Here is an 18,617-nt window from a genome sequence, read left to right on the forward strand (position 1 = left end):
AAGATATTTTTTTTATTATGCCTTTATATCAAGAACAACAGTTAAGAGTTTACAATACTCTGTCGGGAGAAAAAGAAGTTTTTACACCTATCTTAGATGGGAAAGTGGGTATGTATGTTTGTGGACCAACAGTTTACAACTACGTTCACCTTGGAAACTGTAGAACTTTTATCTCTTTTGACTTGATATATCGCTATTTAAAACACTTAGGATATTCTGTACGTTATGTACGTAATATTACTGATGTGGGTCATATCGTTGACGATGTGGATGAAGGAGAAGATAAAATTGCTAAAAGAGCTCGTATTGAGCAAATTGAACCAATGGAAATCGTACAGAAATATACGATTAACTTCCACAACATCCTGAAACAGTTTAACAACTTACCGCCAAGTATTGAGCCAACGGCAACAGGACATATCATTGACCAAATAGAGATTATACAAGGGATAATTGACAACGGATTAGCTTATGAAGTTAATGGTTCGGTTTACTTTGATGTTGAAAAATACAACCAAAGTAATGACTACGGTATTTTAAGTGGCCGTAAAATTGAAGATATGCTGTCTAACACAAGAGAGTTAGATGGACAATCTGATAAGCGCAACCCACTTGACTTTGCACTGTGGAAAAATGCAGAACCACAACATATTATGCGTTGGCCTTCTCCTTGGGGAGATGGTTTCCCAGGATGGCATCTTGAGTGTACAGCAATGAGTACTAAATATTTAGGTAAACATTTTGATATTCACGGAGGTGGAATGGACTTGAAATTCCCTCACCACGAATGTGAAATCGCACAAAACCAAGCGTGCACAGGTAACACTCCTGTTAACTATTGGATGCATGCGAATATGCTTACTCTAAATGGTAAAAAGATGTCTAAGTCAACTGGTAATAACATTTTACCAGATGAATTATTTTCTGGAGAAAACAACATATTAAGTAAAGCAATTGCTCCTTCTGTAGCACGTTTCTTTATTTTACAAGCTCATTACAGAAGTATTTTGGACTTCTCTGACGATGCTATTATGGCTTCTGAAAAAGGATTCCAACGTTTAATGGAGGCTATCAAGGCGTTAAAAGACTTGAAAACTTCAAACAATACTTCTATTGATCTTGCTAAGTGGACACAGAACTGCTACGACGCAATGAATGACGACTTTAATAGTCCAATTTTAATTGCTCACTTATTTGAAGCAGTTAAAATGATTAACCTAATCAAAGAAGGAAAAGAAACAATTACAAAAGAAGATTTAGAGGTATTAACTCAAACAATGCACGCTTTTGTTTTTGATGTGTTAGGATTAGAAAACTCTGAAGAGTCGGCTAATAATAACGATAAATTAGAAGGTGTTGTTAATATGCTGATCTCAATGAGAAATGAAGCAAGAGCTAACAAAGACTTCGCTATGTCTGACCATATTCGAGATGAATTAGCTCGTTTAGGTATTCAATTAAAAGACGGAAAAGAAGGTACATCATTTACTTTCTAAACTATAATTTACTAAAAAAGCTATAAGACCTCTTATAGCTTTTTTTCATTCTAATAACAGTCTTATGTTAAAGAAAATTCTAATATTCCCATTCGTAGTTTTAGTGCGCTTTTACCAATTAGCTATCTCTCCCCTATTTCCACCTGCGTGTAGATATAGTCCAACTTGCTCTCAATACACATTAGAAGCATTAAAAAAACATGGCTTATTTAAAGGTGGATGGCTGGCAATAAAACGAATTATTAGTTGTGGACCTTGGGGTGGCAAAGGATACGACCCTGTACCTTAATTACTATTTTGTTGCGTTATCTAAGATAATTTATTTACATTTACTTTTTAACACTACTATTTACCCATGATACACACCTTAAATATGGTATGGAATCCTTCAGAAGGATTTGACTTAGGATTTATAAAACTTCGCTATTACAGTTTAATGTTTGTCCTTGCATTCGGACTTGGTTGGTTTTTGATGAAAAAGATCTACGATCGAGAAAACCTGAGTGTAGAAAAACTTGATAAACTTTTTATTTATACAGTATTAGCAACATTAATTGGAGCGCGTTTAGGACACGTATTTTTCTATGATTGGGACTATTATAAAGATCACTTATTTGAAATAATATCACCTGTACGTTTTACACCTAAATTTGAAATAGTTGGTTTTAGTGGTCTTGCCAGTCATGGTGCTGCCATTGCTATTATTGCTACGATGTACTACTACAGTAAAAAGGTTATTCAAAAACCAGTACTCTGGATTTTAGATAGAATAGTTGTACCTGTGAGTATTGGTGGTGTATTTGTTCGTTTTGGAAACTTCTTTAACTCTGAGATTATTGGAAATCATACAGCGAGCTCAATGGGAATCCGTTTTATTAGAGATGAGTACACTCCAAGACAAGCAATGCAAATTACAGGTATTCAAGATTACAACCAAGCTTACCAAGCTATACAGTTCGACCCTCAGTTTGCAGAATACCTTGCAGCTGTGACTCCTAAACATCCTACGCAACTATACGAAGCATTTGGATACATTCTCGTATTTAACATCGTCTACTTTTTATATTGGAAGACTGATGCTCGTAAGCACTTAGGTTATTTGTTTGGAATTTTCTTGGTTTTACTATGGACTGTTAGATTTGTAGTAGAATTTATGAAAGAAAGTCAAGGTGGTTTTGAAGAATCATTAGGTATTTTCTCAACAGGCCAATGGTTGAGTATACCATTTATAATTATAGGACTCTACCTTTGGTTAACTGCAAAAAAGAGACCTTATACGTCATAAACAATCAATAAGATTACATATATAATCCGGTGAGATAATACTCAACCGGATTTTTTTATTTTTATATATCAACAAACTTCTTTTTACTCAAATTTCCTTTTATAACATACTTTACTCAAAAACTGATATTACCTCTTAAACAAAAACTTTAATTTATTTATAACTCAAACACACAACTCCTTATAAAATCAACAATAGTATTAACCTTACAGTACAAAGACACTACCTATAAATACAACAAAACTATAAAACTTATCACTTTTAGTATATGATGCACATAATTATAAAAATTATTACATCAATTCAAACTCTAAAAACATTCAAATACAGCTTTAAAACCTAAACTTATATCAATTATAAAACTCTATATAGAATTCACTGCATTATCACCTACAAACACGTCAAAATAAGTTCTCCTTACATTAATTAATAAAAATGCAGCAATCATACAAAATAATATAACATAAAAAAAAGCTGTTCTAAATGAATAGAACAGCTTTTATATAATGCATTTACTCGTTGTTGAATTAAGCTTCAGCAGCTAACTCTTCTTGAGCTTCTTTATGACGTCTTTCGATCTCCTCTTTATCTTTTCTTGGCATAGTATCTACTAATACTGGAGTAGCTAAGAATAATGAAGAGTAAGTACCTACGATAATACCGATTAACATAGCAAAGATAAATCCTCTGATTGAATCACCTCCAAAGATGAACATAATCAATAATACAAGGATTAAAGTCAATGATGTATTAATTGTTCTTGATAACGTAGTGTTTACAGAATCATTAACGATTTTATTGAAATCACCTTTAGTTTTACCACCAATGTACTCACGAACACGGTCAAATACAATTACCGTATCATTCATTGAGTATCCGATTACAGTTAAGATTGCTGCGATAAAGTGCTGATCAATCTCCATGTGCCATGGCATAAATTTGTAAGTTAAAGAGTAAATCCCTAATACAAATACAACATCATGCGCAACTGAAACGATAGCTCCTAATGAGTACTGCCATTTACGGAAAGAGATGATTAAGTAAACAAAGATAGCAGCCATAGAACCTAATACAGCCCAATAAGCATTTTGCTTAACGTCTTTTGCCATACTTGGACCTACTTTAGACGCTTGGATAACTCCTAACGTTTTACCTTCTGTAGCGTTTACAAACTCTTCGTAAGTAATATCATTAGAGTAGTAAGATTTCAATCCTGCATACAATTTCTCGTTTACCTCTTGGTCAACTGCAGCACCTTCTTCTTCTACTTTATATTTAGTAGTAATTTTTAATTGCTCTTTATTACCAAATACTTTTGCTTCAACATTTACACCAAATTCGTCACCTAACTTAGAACTAACTTCATTAGCAACTACTGGTTTGTCAAATTTAACTTGGAAAGTTCTACCTCCTACGAAGTCAGTACCTTGGTCAAATCCATTTGTAAAGAAAGAAACGAAAGAAACAACTACGATAATTGCAGACAATCCGTAAGTAGCTTTCTTCATTTTCAAGAAATCGAAATGGAAGTTTGTGAACCAGTTTTTAGTTACAGCAGTTGAGAATGCTAAACTTCTACCAGCTTTCACGTCTCTATCCATAAAGATACGAGCGATGAAAATAGAAGTAAATAAAGAAGTAGCAATACCAATTAATAAAGTAGTTGCGAATCCTTTGATAGGTCCTGAACCAAAAGCAAATAAAATAACCCCAGTTAAAATGTGAGTAACGTTAGCATCTACGATAGGACGCATTGCACCTTGCCAGCTATAAGCTTCTTTAATCGTATCAGCTAAGTTCATACCCTTACGCAAACACTCTTTAGCTCTTTCCGAGATAATAATGTTCGCATCCACAGCAGTACCCATTGTTAATACGATACCAGCAATACCAGGTAAAGTTAACACAGCACCTAAACTTGCTAAAATTCCGAATAAGAATAATAAGTTAGCTAATAAAGCAACGTTTGCATACCATCCAGCTCTACCGTAGTAGAATGCCATCCAAGCACCAACGATGATTAAACCTGCAATAGCAGATAACATACCAGCATCAATAGCTTGTTGACCTAATGATGGTCCTACGATTTCAGATTGAACGATATCTGCACCTGCTGGTAATTTACCTGCACGTAAGATATTCGCTAAGTCTTTTGCATCAGAAACTGTAAAGTCTCCAGAAATAGAAGATCTACCTCCTGTAATTGGTCCATTAGTAACCCCTGGAGCAGAATAAACGATATTATCTAATACAATAGCAATGTTTGAATGCTCTGTATAAGCTTTAGTAGTTAACTCTTCCCAGATTTTAGCTCCTTTAGGACTCATAGTCATTCCAACAACTGGACGGCTAAATTGGTCAAACTCGTCTTGAGCACCAGTAATAACACTACCACTTAATGGTGGAACACCATCTCTGTTTGTTTTTAATGCGTATAACTCTACTACGTCTGGAGCTTTTCTACTTGGTTTACCCCATACGAAACGAGCATATTTTTGATCACCTGGTAATAAATTACGAACGTCAGCTCTGTGTAAATAAGAATTTACTTTTACTGTATCTTTCGTATTGAAGTATCCTAAAATTGGACTTCCTTCGTGACCACCAGCTACAAATAAATCTAATAATGGATTAAATTCTTTGTTAGCAGCATTACCCATTGAATCTTTAGCAACACCACCTAATAAAGCTTCAACATCAGAATCAGCTTTTGCCACTTCTTTAGCATCCGTTTTATCTTCAGCTTTCTTCTCAGTAGATTTTAAGTGTTCATTAGCAGTAACAATAAAGTTTCCGATCTCTTCCACTTTATATGTTTCCCAGAACTCTAACTGAGCAGTACTTTGTAATAAATTTTTAATACGATCAACATCTTTAGCACCTGGTAATTCAACTAAGATACGTCCTGTATCTCCTAACATTTGAATATTAGGTTGAGTTACACCAAATTTGTCAATACGCTCTCTGAAAACGCGGTAAGCACTTTCAATTGATTCTTTCACTTTTTTATCTAAAATAGTCTTCACTTGACTATCTGACATACCAACAGTGATTTCACTTAAGTTTCTATTTGCGAAAATATCAGCAGAAGCTAATTTTACAGATCCTTGAGAAGCTTTGTCAAATGCAGTATAAAACGCATCTAAGTAGCTTTGATTCCCTTGTCTCATTGCCTCAGCATCAGCCAATGCTTTATTGAAAACAGCATTTTTTGAATTGTTCGCTAAACCTTTAAGGATATCTTTAATTGAAATTTGTAAGGTAACATTGATCCCTCCTTCTAAGTCCAAACCTTTATTGATTTGCTTAGCTCTCACGTCATTAAATGTTTGCCCTAAAAAAACCGTTTGGTTACCAATAGAATCCAAGTACTGTAATTCTTTTGTAGAATCACCCCCTGCAAAAGCTTTCGCTTTCTTCTCATAGTGGTTGGTAACAAAGGTGAATGAAAGTTGGTAAATACTTACCAATGCAAAGATAATTGCAAAAAATTTAACGAGTCCTTTGTTTTGCATTATTACTAAAAATTAATTATTTATTTTTTTTAAAACGAGCAAATATATGATATACACGATGATTAACCAATTATTTTCTTAAGAATGTACTTAAAAAAGAAGCATCATCGTGTAATCAAATTTTAACATTTAGAGTCTTAACCTAAAAATTTTGTTAACTCTTTATTTGTTTCAACAATTGCATTTACACTTGATGCAAATTTCTCAGCCTCTTGTTGATTTAACTTTACGTCTACGATTTCCTCAACACCATTTTTACCGATAATACAAGGAACACCAATAAACAATCCTTTATGTCCGTACTCTCCTTCTAATAAAACTGAACAAGGAATAAGACGTTTTTGATCATTTAAGATACTATCAACAACACTTGCAACTGCTGCTCCAGGTCCGTACCAAGCAGAAGTACCTAACAATTTAGTAAGTGTAGCTCCACCTACCATTGTTTGTTTTACTACTTCCTCTTGCTCTTCAGCACTTAAAATATCATTCACTGGAATACCTTTGTAAGTAGCTAAACGCATTAAAGGCAACATTGTAGTATCTCCGTGTCCACCAATTACCATACCTTGAATATCATTAATTGGCTTACCTAATTTTTGAGATAAGAAATATCTAAAACGAGAAGAGTCTAATGCTCCACCCATTCCGATTACTCTATTTCTATCTAATCCTGTAATTTTTAATGCTGCATAAGCCATTGTATCTAAAGGATTAGTTACAACAATAAAAATTGCTTTTGGAGAAACAGCTAATGCTTGTTCTATTACAGATTTAACAACACCTGCATTCGTTCCGATTAACTCTTCTCTTGTCATTCCTGGTTTACGAGGAATACCAGAAGTAATAACAACTACATCACTATTTGCCGTGATAGAATAATCGTTAGTACTACCTTTTACTACTGTATTAAATCCTGTAGTAGATGCACATTGCATAATATCCATTGCTTTTCCTTCTGCATAACCTTCTGCAATATCAACTAATGCAATTTCACTTGCAATCCCTCTATAGGCGATAACATCAGCACATGTAGCTCCCACATTACCTGCCCCAATAATTGTAACTTTCATAAACTATTTATTTTATTGCAAAAAAAGGTCAGGCATATATAATGCTTGACCTTTTCTTTATTATTTTTCAATTAATTACTAAGCATCAATTTTAGCATAAGTAGCATTCTTCTCAATGAAATCTCTACGTGGTGGAACTTCATCCCCCATTAACATAGAAAACACACGGTCTGCTTCTTGTAAATTATCAATTGTAACTTTACGTAAAATACGGTGCTCTGGGTTCATAGTAGTATCCCATAATTGCTCCGCGTTCATCTCTCCAAGACCTTTATAACGTTGAACACTTGAACCACTACCGAATTGCTCCATTAATTCTAAACGTTCTTCATCTGTCCAAGCGTAATCTTTTTTCTGTCCTTTTTTCACCATATATAATGGAGGTGTAGCGATATAAACGTGTCCGTTTTCAATCAGCCCTCTCATATATCTAAAGAAGAAAGTCAAAATCAATGTTGCGATGTGGCTACCGTCCACATCGGCATCACACATAATTACTACCTTGTGATAACGCAGTTTTTCTAAATTAAGTGCCTTACTATCTTCTTCTGTTCCAATTGTAACACCTAAAGCAGTAAAGATATTTTTAATCTCATCGTTTTCAAAAACTTTGTGTCCCATTGCTTTCTCAACGTTCAAGATTTTACCTCTCAACGGTAAGATAGCTTGGAAATTACGGTCCCTACCTTGTTTAGCAGTACCACCCGCAGAGTCTCCCTCCACAAGGAATACCTCACAAATAGTTGGGTCTTGAGAAGAACAGTCAGATAGTTTACCAGGTAAACCTCCACCAGTCATTACAGTCTTACGTTGCACCATTTCACGCGCTTTTTTAGCAGCGTGTCTTGCTTGTGCAGCTAAGATTACCTTTTGAACGATAATTTTCGCATCATTAGGATGTTCTTCTAAATAATTTTCAAGCATTTCAGCAACAGCTTGACTCACTGGAGAAACAACCTCACGGTTACCCAATTTAGTCTTAGTCTGTCCTTCAAACTGAGGTTCCATAACTTTTACAGAAACGATTGCAGTCAATCCCTCTCTAAAGTCATCCCCAGTAATCTCAAATTTTAATTTATCTAACAATCCAGAAGCATCAGCATACTTTTTCAACGTACGAGTAAGTCCCATACGGAAACCTTGTAAATGCGTACCTCCTTCATGTGTATTAATATTATTCACGTATGAATAAATATTTTCTGAATACGTATCGTTATAAATAAGAGCAACTTCTACAGGAACTTCACCTTTATCTGATTCCATTGAAATAACAGATTCAATAATCGGCACACGGTTACCATCTAAAAACTTGATAAATTCTTTCAACCCTTCTTCAGAGTGAAAAATCTCATGCTTAAACTCTCCATTCTCTTCAACAACACGTCTATCTGTTAAAGCGATCTTTAATCCTTTGTTCAAGAAAGCTAACTCTCTTAATCGTCCTGCTAACGTTTCGTAAGAATACTCTAACGTTTGTGTAAAGATTGTACTATCAGGATGAAAAGTAACAGCTGTACCTTTCTTATCTGTTTCTCCAATTACTTTAACAGGATATAAAGCTTTACCACGAGAATACTCTTGTTCGTAAATTTTACCTTCACGATACACAGTAGCTTTTAAATCTTCTGATAAAGCATTAACACAAGATACACCAACACCGTGTAGACCTCCTGAAACTTTATACGAATCCTTATCAAACTTACCTCCTGCTCCAATTTTGGTCATTACAACCTCTAATGCAGATACACCCTCTTTTTTGTGAATATCTACAGGAATACCACGACCGTTGTCTTCAACAGTAACTGAATTGTTTTCGTTTATAATAACATTGATCGTATCACAATAGCCTGCAAGAGCCTCATCAATAGAGTTGTCAACAACTTCATACACTAAATGATGTAGTCCTCTAACTCCAACATCACCAATATACATAGAAGGACGCATCCTTACGTGTTCCATCCCTTCGAGAGCTTGAATGCTATCTGCCGAATAATTATTCTTATTTGTTTCTTGGCTCATAATAATATTCTAAAATAAGTAACGTACAAATATACAATACTTATAACACTTTATCAACAAATCCCCTTTCATATATCCCCTAAAACAACAAAAAAATCAAAAAAAAACGCAGATATTTTCATATCTGCGTTCTATAGCTATTGAATAATTTTTTAACTACTCTAAGTGATGAATTGTAAATTCACAATTATTAAAAGTGAATCTATCGTGCAATTTTCTACCTAATAATTCTTTTGCAATTGGAGCATCCATTGATACGGCTAATACCGACTTATCTTCAACTACAATTTTAGGTAAAGCAGCTGAAATAAACAGGTTTACTGAATTTACCTGTACATAGCTACCAAATTCTACTACATTACTTACTTTATCATCATTAATTTTAGATACTACATCACGCATTGCAATGCTTTCAGAGATCTTTTTACTAATGTTTTCTTGTTCAAGATGCATCATTGACAACCCAGTCTCGTGTTTATCACCTGCAGAACTTTTGGCGTCGTTCTGTGCATCTATTGCTAAATCTTCGACGATACCTTGCAAAGCACTCACTTTGTCATTTAACCGCTCTAAACAAATTGCTTTCAGCTTCTTTTTTAGTGTCATCATTTTGTTTTTTAATTCCTTTTAATCAATAAAGGGGCATGAATTGTTGTTTGTTGTGACAAAAGTAAGTTTTTAATCTTATGAAAGAAACTGAATTGTGCATATTTTAGCAATAATTAATCAAAAACAATCATTTTTTTGATTTTTCCAATTTTTTTATTCTCAAAAATCGAATTTATACATTGCTCCACCCATAACCTGTACTCCTTGTACTCGGAAATTATCAAAATTACTGTACTTATCATTCAGTAAATTGCTTCCTTTGACAAATAATGTCCAATTTTTTGTAGGTCTATAGCCAACTTTAATATTCAAATCAACATAGTCGTTTAACTCTACAACTTGTGGTGAATCTATTGTGTTATAATCTCCGATTAATCCGGTAGGATTAACTGTAAATGCATCTTTTCTTTTTCCAACATAAAACACATCTAAACCAGCAAACCATTGGTCTGTAAAGTCAAATTTAAAATCAGCACCAGCTTTTACTTTCGCTAAATTCCAAGCCTCGATCGCGTCTGTATCATAGTTATTCCACTCTCCGTGAATTCCCATAGACACATTCTCTTCAAAGTCAAAACGCAATTCACCAAATAAATTAAACGTTTTTAATGTATTGTACTCTACTCCAAAAGAGTTTCCAAACATATAAGGAACCTTAGCTTCATTTAAAGAAAATTCATTGTGCACAAAAAATGCTTTATCGCTCTCTCTTTTATAAGAACCTTTTACGTTATATGAAATTGTATTATCTAACTTTCCTTTTAAACCAATGTAGATGTCATACTTCTCATCAGTAGGAGTAATCAATAAGTCTGGAGATACAAACGGATTTGCCTCTGTAAACTGTCTGAAAGAATTTTGTTTTAATCCTCCTTCAATACCTGCATACGTTACTAATAACCCAGGTACTAAATTATAAGATGCCTTAATCTGTGGATACACATAAACATTGTTTTGTGTCTTTCCTGCAACCTTACCATCATTGTAGAAAATACCTAATCCCAACTGAACAGAATAATCGTCATCTTGGAAAGTTAAACTTGGCTGTGCACCAATGTTTAAATGTTTGTACTCAATTTTATCAGCTGTAAACGCATTTTTATACTCTGTTCCAACATAGTCAACAATAAGTCCTAAGTTAGCCTCACCAATTCCCAATTGTGTTTTTACGTGTGGCTTAACTGTCACACGGTTTTCAACCGAACTAAAGTCATCCCAAAAATGGTCATAATGTAAATCAAGATTGGTAAACGGACTATTTCTAAACTCTAATCCCGCATTTACAAATACGTTTTTGTAATGCTGACTTTCATCTACTCCGCTCAACATTTCTTTACTAAACAAAACATCTTTTGTAGGTAAACCGTACCAATTACTCAATTGGTAACTTCCTCCTACTTCAGCATTCCATCCAAAATTATCTAATTGACCTCCATATACTAAACCTGCTTTAGTTTTAGAAAAAGCGTCATCTAACAATAAGTCTTTAATTCCCCCTTGAGAAGAAAAATGTGAAGCATATCCAGCTAAAAAGCTGTTTTTATTCAACTTATGACTCAAAAAAGCTTCTCCGTTTAAGTTTGTGTAGTTACCCGCACCAAACATCACGTAGTTATTGAATTTTTTCAAACGTTCAGACTTCTCAACTTCAGCCGCTTTACCTTTCTCAGGCACAAACGTTGAAGCTACAGGAAACGAACTGATCGTATACACTACATCCTTTTTCTTAGTTGTAGCATCCTCATCTGTATTAGGCAACGCTCTAACTTTAAAAGCATCAGAAATAGTAGCATCATACGCGCGAACCACGTTTACTACTTCCGTACCTAATTTATTAGTATCATTTGTTTTTTCTTGCGCAAATGCTGTACCTCCTAAAAGCGTAACAGCAGAAAAAATCGTATATATCTTATTATTATTCATTGTTATCTTGTTCTTAGTTATGCATTATTGAGCAATAGATGAGTTTCTCTTTGCCTCTTCCCCTTTAATCTTAGCAAGCTCTTGTTTTGCTTCATTTACAACATCTGTAAACTCACCAAAATTATTTGTTACACTTTCTAAAATGTAAGTTGCTTGGTAACTATCTTTCAACTGATAAAAGTTCTTAGCCATTAACACCAATCCTTTTGCCCCGTAGTACTTATACCCAGAGTAATCTTTTGCTAACTTCTGTACGCTCTCGTTAGAGGCATCAAACTTACCTTCTTTGTTTTTGTAATAAGCATCAAAGTACAATGCCTCAGCAGCTAACTCTCCTTTTGCTAATTTCAACACTTCTTGGTACGCTTTTTTCGCTTTTGCATCATCTTTCGTAGCAAACGCAGTTCTTGCAATAATCACCTGTGCATCACTCTTCACTTTATTATCTGTTTTTGGCATTTTCAATACAGCCTCTGCATAACGCAACGCATCGTTGTACTGGTTTTGCTCATACGATAACTTCATTAAGTTAGACTTTGCAAACACAACATTCTGTTCTTGCACAGCCTCATTATCTAAACGTTTTAAAGCAGTTGTTGCCTTACTTACGTTTTTATTCTTCAAGTAAATTTCAGCTAATCTTGCAAGTGAAATCTCAGAGTATTCACTCTTCTCACTATTCACTACAGCTTCATAATTAGCTGTTGCTTTATCCATATTATTCTCTGCAAAGTACATTTGACCTAAGTAGAAATGTGCTTGCAATGCTTTTTGTCCAGAAGGGAAGCTTTTTAAATACTTCTCATAGCCTGCAATCGCTTGCTGTGTATTATTCTGAACATATTGCTTCTCAGCAGACTCATACGTATCTTTATCTAACTCTGCATCCGTTACCTTCACAAAAGAAAGTCCTTTCACCCAAGCAGCATATTCATCTACCTTACCATTATCAACATAGATTAAACGCGCATTTTGCACAGCCTCTAATGCCTCTGGAGAATTAGGAGATTCCTTAACCACTTGTTTAAACTTAGCTAATGCCGCATCAGATTTATTTGCATTGTAGTTAATTAACCCTTGACGTAAAATAGCTCTCGCTTTAAAACTTGACGTAGGATAATCTTTTAACAACTTATCAAAAGCAGCCACAGCCTTAGTAGACTCATTCATCACATCGTGACTTACCCCAATTTCATACTGCGCATCATCTGCTAAGTTAGAAGTAGGATAATCCTTCACAAACTGCGTTAAGTCTTCAATTTTTCTTGCATGACGATCTACAAAACCATAGCTCAATGCTTTTTGGAAACGCGCATACTCTACATCCACTTTATTCGCTTCAATAACTTTGTTGTACGCCTCCATTGCAGGCCAGTATTTACCCAATACAAAACTACAATCCCCTAAACGTAAGTTAGCATCAATGCTTCTCGCCTCGTTTTTAGGATTACCATCCACATATTGTTTAAAGTACGTAGCCGCATTAGCATAATCCTTCATTTTAAAATAAGAATACGCTAAATTGTAATTCAAATTCTCGCGCTCGTTCAATCCTTTAGCAGCTGGATTCTCTCCAAATGCTTTAAACACATTGATAGATTCAGCAAACTTGTTCAAGTAAAACAATGTTTCACCTTTCCAATATTGTGCCTTAGCAGTATATTTTAAATTTTGCTTCTCAGCCAACGACTTATCAAATAAGTTCAACGCCTCATTGTATTGTCCATCACTAAACAATTCCAATCCGCGTAAGAAAGCAACCTGTTGGTAAACTTCCCCATTAGCCTTAGAGCGATTTTTCTCTAATAAAGCCAACGCCTCTTTGTAGTTTTTAGAAGTAACATACGAATCGATTAACAACGATTCCATTTCCCCTTTGTATGGAGAAGAAGGGTATTTAGTAATATACGCATTCAATACTTCAGGAGTACTCACATACGCATTACCAATATCATAACTCAACTTCGCATAATTTAAGAAAGCATCCTCTTGAATTCCCGCATCAAAACGCATTTCAGAAGCATTCTTAAAAGCATTAAGCGCTTGAGTTTTTTTATGTGTATTCAAATAACTTTCTCCCAAGTGGTAGTAAGCATTTTGAGCGATAGCATTATCACCACCAATAATCTTGTTGAATTGCTCAATCGCATTAGGGTAATCTTTAGACTTGTAATAAGCATATCCCAACTGATAGAAGTCAGTATTGCTCCACTTGCCATTCTTCCCTTTATATTTCAACAAATAAGGCAATGCTTTATCATATTGTTTCAAGTTAAAATAACTCTCTCCAACAATTTTAGACAATTCAGATTGTTCCTCAGGTGTAGCCACTTTCATTTGAGCATTCCCTTTAGCAATCGCCTCTTGGAAATTACCCGTTTTAAAACTCATATCCGCTTGATAATACCCCATTTTCTCTTTGTAAGTAGATTTAGTTTCTACTTTATCAAAAAGCTTTTTAGCATCGTCAAACTTATCAGAGTCATATGCGATGTATCCAAGGTAATATGTAGCTTGTTCACCCCATACCCCATTTGGACTAACGCGTTTTAAATATTTTTCTGCTTCTTTTTTATTTTTAGCATAGAAATAACTATATCCTTTTTCAAAGTTGAAACGGTCTAACACTTTCTCGTTAGCAATAGCATTTTCTTTTACTTTAGATGCATAGTGAAGTGACTTAGCGAAATTACCTTTTGAGAAATAGTAATCCGTTACTTCCACATACGCTTGGTTCTGTTTAGAACTCGTAGGGTAATTTTTAACAAACTCGTCAATCTTATCCTCCGCACCATCTTGATCTAAGCGAATTGCACAGTTTGCGATATAATAAACACAATCAGCTTCCACTTCCTTATTATGAGCAGTAGGATTGTTTTTCACTTTAGAAAATAATAATTGAGCAGCTAAATACTGTTCCTCATCATACAGAGCCACAGCGTGTCTAAAATCAGCTAATTCGTCTACATAAATAGCTGATTGCTGTGCACTTGCAGTTATACTCCCAAGCGCGAGAGTTAAATAAGCTAATCTATTATTTTTGCGCATTTTTTTTCAGATTTATATATTGCCAAATATATCATTTTATACTCTTTAAAACTTATATTTTGGCAATATATTGTCTAAAATGCCGTTAAAAATTATCTGCAGACTTTATAAATACGGTGCAATCAACCCTAAGATAATAGGCGCTAACACTGCTGTTAGTATTCCATTGAAAATCATACCAACACTTGCAAAGGCTCCGTACTTATTACTAATTTCCATTGCTTTCATAGTTCCCATCGCGTGAGAAGAAGTACCCATTGCGATTCCCTGTGACATTGGATTGCTTATTCGCGATAAGTTTAAAAATTTAAAACCAATCATACTACCAAATATTCCAGCTATCATAACTGCAGCTGCAGTAACAGAAGGAATACCGTTTACAGCTTTTGAAATTTCTAAAGCGATAGGTGTACTTACAGATTTAGGTGCTAACGACAGGATAATCTCCTTGTCAGCTCCAGTCCATTTCGCAAGAAGTACAACCGAAACTACCCCTACTATACATCCAGCTAATTGACTAAACAAAATAGGCACTAATTGCTTTTTGATTTTATCCCATTGCACATAAAGTGGCACAGCAAGAGCAACAATAGAAGGCTTTAGAAAAAAGTCGATATACTGTCCTGCTACGTGATAATTATCGTAAGGTATTTTTAAAATTAAAAGGTAGCTAATCAGTACCCCTGTAGATAAGATGATCGGATTAAAAATAACCCATTTCTTTTTTGAAGTCAAGTAGATTCCTACAGAATAAATTGCTAACGTCAAGAAAAGTAAAAACGTTGGGTTTGCTAAAAATTCCATTATTTTTTTCGTAATAATTGGTGAGTTAATCCAGTGACAAAAATGACTAATGCTGTACTCACAAGAGTTGCTACAACAATAGGAACGATAGACTTACTTAATATTCCAAAGTAATTCAACATCGCCACACACGGCGGAACAAAGAAGATTCCCATATTCTTTATTAAAAAATCCGTTATTCCTCCAATAGATTCAACTTTAATCCAACCAATTTTTAATAAGGTCCACAAGAAAACTAACCCTATTATACTTGAAGGTAATTTTACATTAGTAAGGTAAACTACTAACTCTCCAAACGCGAGTGATCCTACAATCACCGCCACTTGTTTAATTAAATTCATTTTATATAAAGATTTAGCACAAAATTACTAAACAAACTTTTCTCAGCATAGACATAATTAAATAAAATAAATTTATTTAACATACCGTTATAACTACATCCTATATAAAACTACTTCTTAATGATTTAGTAACATTAGAATTGAATTGATAACCTTAATGTAATATTACTCACAAATGCATTAAGTATGTTTGCAATGTAATAATTCAAAAAGGGAGAAATTATAGAATAAATAAGTTTGGTTAAGTTGGTTAGTTACTACAAGGGATGCTATATAAGCCTCCCTTTTTTTATTTCAGATAAGCAAGGCCGACAAAAAACGACCATTTCACTCTCAACTTTGCACTTTTTAGCTTTAATATATCATTTATAATAGATATCTTACTATTTTTACACCAAAATAATCATTCATTATGTCTCGAACAGTTTTATCCTTACAAGGAGTAGATATTTTCCAAAACAAACACAAGGTGCTTTCTAACGTAAACTTAGAAGTTAAAAAAGGAGAATTTATATACATCATTGGTAAAACAGGTGCTGGTAAAAGTAGTTTTATGAAAACACTTTACGCAGATATTCCTTTAACGATAGGCGAAGGTTCTATTGTGGACTATGATTTGAAAGCTTTAAAAGAAAAAGATATTCCTTATTTAAGAAGATCATTAGGTATTGTATTCCAAGATTTCAAATTATTGCCAGACCGCACTGTTTATGGTAACTTGTACTTTGCTTTACAAGCGACAGGTTGGACAGAAAAAGAGGCGATGAACCGCAAGATAGAAGAAGTACTTGATAGCGTTGGTATGTTAGCACATATTCAAAAAATGCCACACCAATTATCTGGTGGAGAACAACAGCGTATAGCTATTGCACGTGCTTTATTAAATGATCCAGACTTAATTTTAGCAGATGAGCCAACAGGTAACTTAGACCCACAGACAAGTTCTGATGTAATGGACCTATTACTTAAAATTAACGAAGCAGGACGTACAATCATAATGGTTACTCACGATTATGCTTTATTATTAAAATATCCATCTAAAACACTTAAATGTGACGATGGTACCCTATTTGAAGTAATTCACAGAACAGCTCAAAACTAAGCTGTCTTTATAACACATAAAAAGCCCTATACAATATTGTATAGGGCTTTTTTTATATCACTTGTCTTAACAATAAATCACTATAAGACACATCAATCAAATCTTCCTTTCGCAACTGCAATAAATTAAAAAACTCATCGCATTGCATACGCAACTCCTCTAAAGTTAAATCCACTCCACTATTACAAGCTTCAACTTCTACAAAACATCCTAAGCCTTCTACTCTATCCAAATGAATACTTACATTATCCTTTACATACTTCCGACGAACCTTAGCCACCTTAACTTTAATACCAAATTGCAACTCTAAAATAGCACCCAAAGCAGGATTACTCTCGTGCTTATAATACAACACATCCGATTGTTTTACACCAGCCGTATTCTCTCTATTATAATAGATCAACGAACTATAAGAGTCATACTCACGTAATTTCACACGCCCTTTCGGAACATTATAATACGTATCTACCTGTTTCATATCTCCCTCACAGTAAATAGGCAAACTATCCAATTTACACTTAACTGCCTCATAATTATTTACACGAGCCTTAAACTCCACATTAATTAGCTCCATATAACTTAAATTAAAGCCACAAGATACCAAAATGAAAGTAATAAAAACAAAAAAGCCTTACTAATTAAAGTAAGGCTTTTCTATATATTAAGTAAGATAAATCAGATTTGACAAACGTTTATTATTTTACTTGATTAACGATAGCTGCGAAAGCTTCAGGGTGATTCATAGCTAAATCTGCAAGAACTTTACGGTTCAATTCGATATTGCTAGCTTTTAATTTACCCATAAAAACAGAATAGCTCATTCCGTGTAATCTTGCACCAGCGTTGATACGCATAATCCATAAAGAACGGAAGTTTCTTTTCTTTTGTTTTCTATCACGGTAAGCATATACCATTGCTTTTTCTACCGCGTTTTTAGCTACTGTCCAAACGTTTTTACGTCTTCCAAAGAATCCTTTGGCTTGCTTCAAAATTCTTTTTCTTCTTGCTCTTGAAGCTACTGAGTTTACTGATCTTGCCATTTCTAAAAATGTATTTTTTGTAGTGGGCGGTTATATTTCAAACACTTCTAAAATTTCTTTTGCCCCACTCCAGGGTTATTAAATTGATTTAACCGGAAAAACTAAGATTAGATTAATCTTAATTGATCTTTGATACTGTGTGTATCAGCTTTAGACACTAATCCAGAGTGAGTTAAAGCTAATTTACGCTTTTTAGATTTTTTAGTCAAAATGTGACTTTTAAAAGCGTGTTTTCTTTTGATTTTACCAGAGCCAGTTAGTTTAAAACGTTTCTTAGCACTAGATTTAGTTTTCATTTTAGGCATTATTTCCTAGGTATTAATGATTATCTTACTTAAGTATCTTTCAAATCCTACGTAAAT

Annotated in this window: 15 protein-coding genes; 4 read left to right on the forward strand and 11 right to left on the reverse strand. The window is 34.1% G+C overall.

The features are described 5' to 3' along the window. Nucleotides 1-17 precede the first annotated feature (17 nt). From cysS to lgt, 3 genes are all read left to right on the forward strand, one after another. Entirely contained in the window at nt 18-1,496 is a 1,479-nt protein-coding gene (gene cysS, locus GQS07_RS12765; RefSeq protein WP_158211162.1) for a cysteine--tRNA ligase, read from the forward strand. 64 nt (nt 1,497-1,560) lie between these two features. Beyond that, nucleotides 1,561-1,785, forward strand: coding sequence for a membrane protein insertion efficiency factor YidD (gene yidD, locus GQS07_RS12770; RefSeq protein WP_090409668.1), 225 nt, complete (start codon nt 1,561-1,563; stop codon nt 1,783-1,785). 66 nt (nt 1,786-1,851) lie between these two features. Further along, nucleotides 1,852-2,781, forward strand: a complete 930-nt coding sequence (gene lgt / locus GQS07_RS12775) for a prolipoprotein diacylglyceryl transferase (RefSeq protein ID WP_158211163.1) — start codon at nt 1,852-1,854, stop codon at nt 2,779-2,781. A gap of 527 nt (nt 2,782-3,308) precedes the next feature. Here the strand turns inward: lgt and secDF are convergent. The 8 genes from secDF to GQS07_RS12815 all read right to left on the reverse strand — a co-directional run bounded on the left by secDF (nt 3,309) and on the right by GQS07_RS12815 (nt 16,113). Continuing rightward, nucleotides 3,309-6,296 carry a protein translocase subunit SecDF gene (gene secDF, locus GQS07_RS12780; RefSeq protein ID WP_158211164.1) on the reverse strand — a complete coding sequence of 996 codons (2,988 nt, stop codon included), beginning with the start codon at nt 6,294-6,296 and terminating at the stop codon, nt 3,309-3,311. A 137-nt stretch (nt 6,297-6,433) separates the two neighbouring features. Continuing rightward, complete coding sequence (locus tag GQS07_RS12785; protein WP_158211165.1) at nt 6,434-7,369, reverse strand: malate dehydrogenase; 936 nt, start codon at nt 7,367-7,369, stop codon at nt 6,434-6,436. Between the two features lie 78 nt (nt 7,370-7,447). Next, nucleotides 7,448-9,388 carry a DNA topoisomerase (ATP-hydrolyzing) subunit B gene (gyrB, locus tag GQS07_RS12790; protein WP_158211166.1) on the reverse strand — a complete coding sequence of 647 codons (1,941 nt, stop codon included), beginning with the start codon at nt 9,386-9,388 and terminating at the stop codon, nt 7,448-7,450. A 156-nt stretch (nt 9,389-9,544) separates the two neighbouring features. Then, nucleotides 9,545-9,997: a hypothetical protein gene (locus tag GQS07_RS12795; RefSeq protein ID WP_158211167.1), complete on the reverse strand. Its 453-nt coding sequence runs from the start codon at nt 9,995-9,997 to the stop codon at nt 9,545-9,547. A gap of 159 nt (nt 9,998-10,156) precedes the next feature. Continuing rightward, nucleotides 10,157-11,920: a TonB-dependent receptor gene (locus tag GQS07_RS12800; RefSeq protein WP_158211168.1), complete on the reverse strand. Its 1,764-nt coding sequence runs from the start codon at nt 11,918-11,920 to the stop codon at nt 10,157-10,159. A gap of 24 nt (nt 11,921-11,944) precedes the next feature. Next, entirely contained in the window at nt 11,945-14,968 is a 3,024-nt protein-coding gene (locus GQS07_RS12805) for a tetratricopeptide repeat protein (protein WP_158211169.1), read from the reverse strand. Nucleotides 14,969-15,073: 105 nt separating this feature from the next. Further along, on the reverse strand, nt 15,074-15,772 hold the full coding sequence (locus GQS07_RS12810; protein WP_158211170.1) for an LrgB family protein: 699 nt from the start codon (nt 15,770-15,772) through the stop codon (nt 15,074-15,076). Continuing rightward, nucleotides 15,772-16,113, reverse strand: a complete 342-nt coding sequence (locus tag GQS07_RS12815; RefSeq protein ID WP_090409686.1) for a CidA/LrgA family protein — start codon at nt 16,111-16,113, stop codon at nt 15,772-15,774. Before GQS07_RS12815 ends, GQS07_RS12810 begins: the two co-directional genes overlap by 1 nt. A 412-nt stretch (nt 16,114-16,525) precedes the next feature. Between GQS07_RS12815 and GQS07_RS12820 the strand changes: the two genes are divergently transcribed. After that, nucleotides 16,526-17,215, forward strand: coding sequence for a cell division ATP-binding protein FtsE (locus GQS07_RS12820; RefSeq protein ID WP_158211171.1), 690 nt, complete (start codon nt 16,526-16,528; stop codon nt 17,213-17,215). Between the two features lie 52 nt (nt 17,216-17,267). Here GQS07_RS12820 and GQS07_RS12825 read toward each other — a convergent pair whose 3' ends face one another. The 3 genes from GQS07_RS12825 to rpmI all read right to left on the reverse strand — a co-directional run bounded on the left by GQS07_RS12825 (nt 17,268) and on the right by rpmI (nt 18,560). Continuing rightward, entirely contained in the window at nt 17,268-17,789 is a 522-nt protein-coding gene (locus tag GQS07_RS12825; protein ID WP_158211172.1) for a class IV adenylate cyclase, read from the reverse strand. A 121-nt stretch (nt 17,790-17,910) separates the two neighbouring features. Continuing rightward, nucleotides 17,911-18,255, reverse strand: a complete 345-nt coding sequence (rplT, locus tag GQS07_RS12830; protein WP_090409692.1) for a 50S ribosomal protein L20 — start codon at nt 18,253-18,255, stop codon at nt 17,911-17,913. 107 nt (nt 18,256-18,362) lie between these two features. After that, nucleotides 18,363-18,560, reverse strand: a complete 198-nt coding sequence (rpmI, locus tag GQS07_RS12835) for a 50S ribosomal protein L35 (protein WP_090409694.1) — start codon at nt 18,558-18,560, stop codon at nt 18,363-18,365. Between the last annotated feature and the right edge of the window lie 57 nt (nt 18,561-18,617).

Source organism: Myroides phaeus (genome assembly GCF_009799805.1).
GTDB lineage: Bacteria > Bacteroidota > Bacteroidia > Flavobacteriales > Flavobacteriaceae > Flavobacterium > Flavobacterium phaeum_A.

What these genes read in the sequence shown, in the direction of transcription:
- GQS07_RS12810 (WP_158211170.1), bottom strand. Translation starts at nt 15,772, where the DNA reads ATGGAATTTTTAGCAAACCCAACGTTTTTACTTTTCTTGACGTTAGCA.
- yidD (WP_090409668.1), top strand. Translation starts at nt 1,561, where the DNA reads ATGTTAAAGAAAATTCTAATATTCCCATTCGTAGTTTTAGTGCGCTTT.
- GQS07_RS12820 (WP_158211171.1), top strand. Translation starts at nt 16,526, where the DNA reads ATGTCTCGAACAGTTTTATCCTTACAAGGAGTAGATATTTTCCAAAAC.
- GQS07_RS12800 (WP_158211168.1), bottom strand. Translation starts at nt 11,920, where the DNA reads ATGAATAATAATAAGATATATACGATTTTTTCTGCTGTTACGCTTTTA.
- cysS (WP_158211162.1), top strand. Translation starts at nt 18, where the DNA reads ATGCCTTTATATCAAGAACAACAGTTAAGAGTTTACAATACTCTGTCG.
- lgt (WP_158211163.1), top strand. Translation starts at nt 1,852, where the DNA reads ATGATACACACCTTAAATATGGTATGGAATCCTTCAGAAGGATTTGAC.
- GQS07_RS12815 (WP_090409686.1), bottom strand. Translation starts at nt 16,113, where the DNA reads ATGAATTTAATTAAACAAGTGGCGGTGATTGTAGGATCACTCGCGTTT.
- rplT (WP_090409692.1), bottom strand. Translation starts at nt 18,255, where the DNA reads ATGGCAAGATCAGTAAACTCAGTAGCTTCAAGAGCAAGAAGAAAAAGA.
- GQS07_RS12825 (WP_158211172.1), bottom strand. Translation starts at nt 17,789, where the DNA reads ATGGAGCTAATTAATGTGGAGTTTAAGGCTCGTGTAAATAATTATGAG.
- secDF (WP_158211164.1), bottom strand. Translation starts at nt 6,296, where the DNA reads ATGCAAAACAAAGGACTCGTTAAATTTTTTGCAATTATCTTTGCATTG.
- rpmI (WP_090409694.1), bottom strand. Translation starts at nt 18,560, where the DNA reads ATGCCTAAAATGAAAACTAAATCTAGTGCTAAGAAACGTTTTAAACTA.
- GQS07_RS12795 (WP_158211167.1), bottom strand. Translation starts at nt 9,997, where the DNA reads ATGATGACACTAAAAAAGAAGCTGAAAGCAATTTGTTTAGAGCGGTTA.
- GQS07_RS12785 (WP_158211165.1), bottom strand. Translation starts at nt 7,369, where the DNA reads ATGAAAGTTACAATTATTGGGGCAGGTAATGTGGGAGCTACATGTGCT.
- GQS07_RS12805 (WP_158211169.1), bottom strand. Translation starts at nt 14,968, where the DNA reads ATGCGCAAAAATAATAGATTAGCTTATTTAACTCTCGCGCTTGGGAGT.
- gyrB (WP_158211166.1), bottom strand. Translation starts at nt 9,388, where the DNA reads ATGAGCCAAGAAACAAATAAGAATAATTATTCGGCAGATAGCATTCAA.